The organism is Anaerosporobacter sp., assembly GCF_965301125.1.
In genome coordinates this window covers 1-1,439 of the sequence record NZ_CBDLAM010000294.1, presented here as the reverse complement: position 1 = coordinate 1,439, position 1,439 = coordinate 1, and the positions used below count along the sequence as shown (strand labels likewise).

Here is a 1,439-nt window from a genome sequence, read left to right as displayed (position 1 = left end):
ATATAGTTATAGAATTACCACGGAAAAGACGTAGAAATTCTTATTATCACAGAAAAAATTCTCGAAATTATGACGATTTTAATTTATAATTTTATAAAAAGGACCAAACACTATGTTTTGGTCCTTTTTACTTGTTAGATACTCTAATTCTTTTTTCTTTTTTTCTTTTTTTTGCTTCTAGATACCTTAGCGCCAATAATTGTGCATCTTCTTCTGTAATTATCTTAACAACTTTAACTGCAAATACATTATTATTAACTGCCTTTTTAATTCTAATCTTTGCTTTTATATAACCATGCTTTTTACAATATCCCAAACTATAATAAGTTTTCGAATTTGTTGTAAACCATTTGATTTTTCTAGTTATTCGTTGATTAAATTTATGACAGATGACACTATTAATATCCTTATTTGCCATAATTAATTCTTTTGATTCAAATTCTCTAGATATGAACTTATAATACGTTTCATAATGTAGATGAATTTCCTCTGCTTTTGTTTTAGGATTGTGATAATAGTCTATGGAGTAATTTCTATCTACTATATTCTGATCTAACAATTTAAAAATATCTGCTGTGTACTTAGCATCCACATAAGCTCGGTGAAACTCTTCATCTTTAAGAATATTTACCTTATCAACCGCAAACTCAAGAGTTCTTGGCTTTCTATCTTTGAAATAATCAAGAGCAAATAGTTTTTGTACATCGTAAAATGGAATAGGCTTATCAATATAACCTTCCAATCCATAATAATCTATGTTTCTTTGTAACTCAATTAAATCCATGTTACCCCATGTAGCGAATCGATAATCCTCACCACACCATACAAAAAACTCTTTTATAACATACTCAAATGTTTCTTCCTCTACCAAATCACTTATTTCTATATGTATAATCTCCTTGGTAATCGAATGAATATCATTAAATCCTTGTTGTCTAATTAATCTACTAAAACTACTTATCACTTCTTTGTTCTCATTCAATTTAACTGCACCAATTTCTATAATCTCAAATGGAATTTCCTTTATCTCTGCTTCTTTTCCATAAGGACTTTGATTCCATTCCAAATCAACAACAATGTAATTCATTCTTTCACCTCCTAACAGATAGATTATTAAAGTTACTATATCTTGTTACTAACACTTTTATGATTTTCTTTATCTTTATCTTTTATTATTATCTTTAATGATTGCTTCTGTAAAACTTCTTTGTGCTTTTAGCAATACTTCTACAGTAGATTTTTGACGATGCAATAACTCTTCTTTTGCTTCTCCAACCCTTTGATCAACCAATTTATCTATTTGTCTATACTGTTCTTCCATATGATCATAATACTCTTTTTTCTTCTTTTCAAATTCACTCTTAATACTATCAATAATAAGATACAAAGCAATGAGAAATACAATACTTGTTCCAATAATTGATATAGTATCTTTCCTC

Annotated in this window: 2 protein-coding genes; both read right to left on the bottom strand. The window is 27.7% G+C overall.

The annotated features are described in order from the left end of the window. Window positions 1-127: 127 nt before the first annotated feature. The gene (locus ACW2QF_RS18915; RefSeq protein ID WP_455717572.1) at window positions 128-1,087 is read right to left on the bottom strand and encodes an exonuclease domain-containing protein; all 960 of its coding nucleotides are present in this window, start codon (window positions 1,085-1,087) and stop codon (window positions 128-130) included. Between the two features lie 75 nt (window positions 1,088-1,162). After that, window positions 1,163-1,439, bottom strand: a 277-nt coding sequence (locus ACW2QF_RS18910) for a hypothetical protein (RefSeq protein WP_455717571.1), incomplete at its 5' end; no start/stop codon positions are given.